Annotated in this window: 3 protein-coding genes; 2 read left to right on the top strand and 1 reads right to left on the bottom strand. The window is 70.1% G+C overall.

The annotated features are described in order from the left end of the window. Positions 1 to 306 precede the first annotated feature (306 nt). Together DBR36_RS05970 and DBR36_RS05965 are read left to right on the top strand one after the other, a co-directional pair. Positions 307 to 1,335, top strand: a complete 1,029-nt coding sequence (locus DBR36_RS05970; protein WP_108318004.1) for a 6-phosphofructokinase — start codon at positions 307 to 309, stop codon at positions 1,333 to 1,335. A 252-nt stretch (positions 1,336 to 1,587) separates the two neighbouring features. Continuing rightward, complete coding sequence (locus DBR36_RS05965) at positions 1,588 to 2,505, top strand: hypothetical protein (RefSeq protein ID WP_108318003.1); 918 nt, start codon at positions 1,588 to 1,590, stop codon at positions 2,503 to 2,505. Positions 2,506 to 2,687: 182 nt separating this feature from the next. On the opposite strand, the gene DBR36_RS05960 is transcribed toward DBR36_RS05965, so the two are convergent. Then, a partial coding sequence (locus tag DBR36_RS05960) for a S9 family peptidase (protein ID WP_108318002.1) occupies positions 2,688 to 4,447 on the bottom strand: 1,760 nt, incomplete at its 5' end.

Raw genomic sequence — 4,447 nt, 5'->3', positions numbered from 1 at the left:
CGCCTCGCGCCTCGCGCCTCGAGAACAGGGGACTGCGACGAGGACAGGCTGTTTCCACGCGGATCGGCCTGTTCCCGTGACATGTCCTGTTCCCATGACGCCGGGGTGACGCGGCGACCGCACGACGAGGGCGTCGCGGCACCCGGTGGCGCCGTCGTGCCGGGTGCACGCGGCCGCGGCATCGGGGCATGGCATCCGCGCAGGTCCCCGTCACCGTGTCGCACCGTTCCCGCCCGCGGCGATAGGGTCGAAGACGGCAACGGCGCCGCCCCTCCACCCGACACACAGCACACGAGGACTCTGCCCATGAAGATCGGCATCCTGACCAGCGGCGGCGACTGCCCCGGACTGAACGCTGTCATCCGTGGCGTCGTGCTGAAGGGCACGACCAACTACGACATCGAGTTCGTCGGCATCCGCGACGGTTGGCGCGGGGTCGTCGACGGCGACTTCTTCCCGCTCACGCGACACGAGGTGAAGGGGCTGTCCAAGGTCGGCGGCACCATCCTCGGCACCAGCCGCACCAACCCCTACGAGGGCGTGCGCGGCGGCGCCGAGAACATCTCGAAGACCCTCTACGGGCACCGCATCGACGGCATCCTGGCCATCGGCGGCGAGGGGACGCTCGCGGCGGCCGACCGCCTCTCCAACGACGGCATCAACGTGATCGGCGTGCCCAAGACGATCGACAACGACCTGCGCGCGACGGATTACTCGTTCGGTTTCGACACCGCCGTCAACATCGCGACGGATGCCATGGACCGCCTGCGCACCACGGGTGACTCGCACCAGCGCTGCATGGTGGCCGAGGTCATGGGGCGGCACGTCGGATGGATCGCCCTGCACGCGGGAATCGCCGCGGGTGCCCACGTCATCTGCATCCCCGAAGTGCCGATGTCGATCGACGAGATAGTCGAGCAGGTCACGCGCGCCCACGACCGCGGCCGTGCGCCGCTCGTCGTGGTGTCCGAGGGCTTCAAGCTGAAGGGCATGGACGAGGCGTTCAGCGACAAGGGCCTCGACGCCTTCAACCGTCCGCGCCTGGGCGGGATCGGCGAGCAGCTCGCGCCCGAGATCGAGCGCCTGACCGGGATCGAGACGCGCGCCACGGTGCTCGGTCACATCCAGCGCGGCGGTTCGCCGTCGGGCTTCGACCGCGTGCTCGCGACGCGCCTGGGCCTGCACGCCGCCGACGCACTGCACGAGGGCTCGTGGGGCCAGATGGTCGCGATGCGCGGCACCGACATCGTGCGCGTCCCCTTCGCGGACGCCCTCGGCGAGCTGAACAGCGTGCCCCTCTACCGCTACGAAGAGGCCGCGGCGCTGTTCGGCTGACCCTCTCGCCGCTGACGCCCCGTCCCGCCGCCGCGCGGGGCGGGGCGTCGTGCGTTGCTTCTCTCTGGCATGTTGTCCCACTTATGGCGGTGCATGTCCCGCTTTTGGTCGTTTAAGGCGCTCCTAGCCGGCCAAAAGTGGGACATACTCGCGCGGGGCGCAGGAATCGGGGCGTCTTCTTCACAGGCGGGGGAGTACGCGACGGGGCTGTGGACGACAGCTGACGCCGACGGTGGGAGGAGACCGTTGAGCATGACGCGACCACACCCTCTGCCGGCCGACCTCCCCGAGCTGTTCCACGTCTCCGATGCTCTGCAGAGAGGCGCGACCCGCGGCCGGCTGCGGGCGTCCGATCTCGCCGCTCCGTTCAACGGTGTGCGATCACGATCGTTGGGCGAGGGCACGGACATCCTCGATCGCTGTCGCGCGTACGCGCCGCGACTCGCGCCCGGCCAGTTCTTCAGTCATGAGACCGTCTTCGCGCTGCGCAACCTCAGCACGCCCGAGTGGCCTTACGTGCCGCGCCTCCACGTGTCGACCCATCGACCCGCGCGCGAGCCTCGAACGCGCGGTATCGTCGGACACCGGCTGCAAGCGCGGGAAACCGCGGTGGAGATCGGCCCGGGAGGGTTGCCGATCGAGAACGCTGTGCGCGCCTGGCGACAGTGCGGCCGACTGTGGCGTCTCGATGATCTCGTCGCGGGGGCCGATGCGCTGCTGGGCGGCCCGCGGCCGATGGCTTCGGTCGCCGACCTCGAAGCGGAGGTCGCCGTCATGGGCGATGTCCGCGACGGCATCCTGAGACGATCCCTCGCCCTTGCTCGTCCCGGCGTGAGATCGCCGCGCGAGACCCACCTGCGTCTGCTCCTGGTGCGACACGGGTTCCCCGAGCCCGAGGTGAATGTCGACATCTTTTCGACCCGCGGGGATTTTGTCGCCGAGATCGACCTGGCTTTCGAGATGTGGCGGGTGGCGGTCGAATACGACGGCCGGGTTCATGCAACGGATCCGCGACAATTCGAGCGAGATGCCGACCGCTGGGCCGCAATCCGGGACGCGGGCTGGAATCACATCCGCATCCTGAGCCACCACCTCCGGGACGGCGGCGAGCCGGCGGTCGCGATGGTACGCGCCGCACTGATGCGGGCGGGTTGGCGGCCCGGCCAGTGAGGGGCTCGTCCCACTTTTTGCCGTCTCAGTCGCCGCCAATCGACCATTTTTGGGACATACAGTGCGAAAAGTCGGACGAGGTGGGCGGATTCCGCGGAACGCCCCGCCGCGCGCCCCGCCCCGTCACGCGGAACGCCCCGCCGCGCGAGGCGACGGGGCGTTCGGGCGAGGCGGCCGGGGGCCTACTCCGCCAGGCCGAGCACGTCCAGCAGCCACGCGAGCTCGAACGCGCGCTCGCGCCAGGCGTTGTAGCGGCCGCTGACGCCGCCGTGGCCGGCGACCATCTCGCACTTCAGCATCGCGTCGGCGCCGACCTCGCGCAGGCGTGCCACCCACTTGGCGGGCTCCACGTACATCACGCGGGTGTCGTTGAGCGAGGTGACGGCGAGGATGCGGGGGTACTTCACGCCCTCGCGGACGTTCTCGTACGGCGTGTACGACTTCATGTAGGCGTAGACGTCGGCGTCGTGCAGGGGGTCGCCCCACTCGTCCCACTCGATGACCGTGAGCGGGAGCGAGGGGTCGAGGATCGTGGTCAGGGCGTCGACGAAGGGCACGTCGGCGACGATCCCGGCGAACAGCTCGGGCGCGAGGTTGGCCACGGCGCCCATCAGCAGGCCGCCCGCGCTGCCGCCCTCGGCGACGAGCCGGTCGGGGGTGGTGTAGCCGGCATCCACGAGGTGACGGGCGGCGGCCACGAAATCGGTGAACGTGTTGCGCTTGGCCAGCAGCTTGCCGTCCTCGTACCACTGGCGTCCCATCTCGCCACCGCCGCGGACGTGCGCGACGGCGAACACCACGCCGCGGTCCAGCAGCGACAGCCGCGGCACCGAGAAACCGGGCTCGATGGAGTGCTCGTACGAGCCGTAGCCGTACAGGTGCACCGGCCGCGGCGCGGATCCGGGCTCGCCGAACGAACACTTCCACACGAGCGACACCGGGACGCGCGTGCCGTCGTCGGCGGTCGCCCAGACGCGCTCCTGGCCGTAGTCGGCCGGGTCGAAGCCGCCCAGCACGGGCTGGCGCTTGCGCAGCAGCAGTTCGCCGGTGTCGACGACGTAGTCGTAGACGGTCCCGGGGGTCACGAACGAGCCGTAACCCAGGCGCAGCACGGGCGGGGCCCATTCGGGATTGCCGCCGGTGCCGACGCTGTAGAGCGGTTCGTCGAAGGCGATCTCGTCGACGGCGCCGTCGGTGTACGACAGCATGCCCAGTCGCGCGAGTCCCTCGCGGCGGTAGCCGACGACGCCCCAGTCGCGGAAGGTGTCGACGCCGAGCAGGCGCTGACCGGTGCGATGGGCGATCACCGTCTCGCGGGCACCCAGGGGGTCGGATGCCGACACCCGCACGAGCTCGAAATCGAGGGCGCCGTCGTTGTGAAGGATGTACAGCACGTCCTCGCCGTCGACGACGGCGTGCGACGACGAGTACTCCACGCCCTCGCGGCGCGGCCAGACGACGCGTGCGTCGCCGTGCAGGTCGTCGGCGTCGAGCAGCCACTCCTCGCTGGTGATGGAGGAGCCCATCTCGATCACGAGGTAACGGTCGCTGCGGGTGAAGTCGGCGCCGACCCAGAACCGGTCGTCGGGCTCGTGGAACAGCTTCACGTCGGCATCCGTGGGGGTGCCGATCTCGTGCAGCCACACGGTGTCGGGACGCCAGGCGTCGTCGACCGTCGTGTAGACGATCGCGCGTCCGTCGGGCGAGAACGTCGCGCCCGAGAAGGTGCCCTCGATCACGTCGGGGAGCGTCTCGCCGGTGGTCAGGTCGCGCACCCGCACGGTGTACCGCTCGTCGCCGGAGGTGTCGATGCCGTAGAGCATGCGCGTGCCGTCGTTCGAGATCTCGAAGCTGCCGAGCGAGAAGAACTCGGTGCCCTCGGCCTCGACGTTGCCGTCGAACAGCACCTGCTCGCCCGAGACGGGACGGTCCGGGGAGAGGG

Source organism: Microbacterium sp. HMWF026 (assembly GCF_003061325.1).
Taxonomy (GTDB): domain Bacteria; phylum Actinomycetota; class Actinomycetes; order Actinomycetales; family Microbacteriaceae; genus Microbacterium; species Microbacterium testaceum_E.
This window is presented reverse-complemented; position numbering and strand designations above follow the sequence as displayed.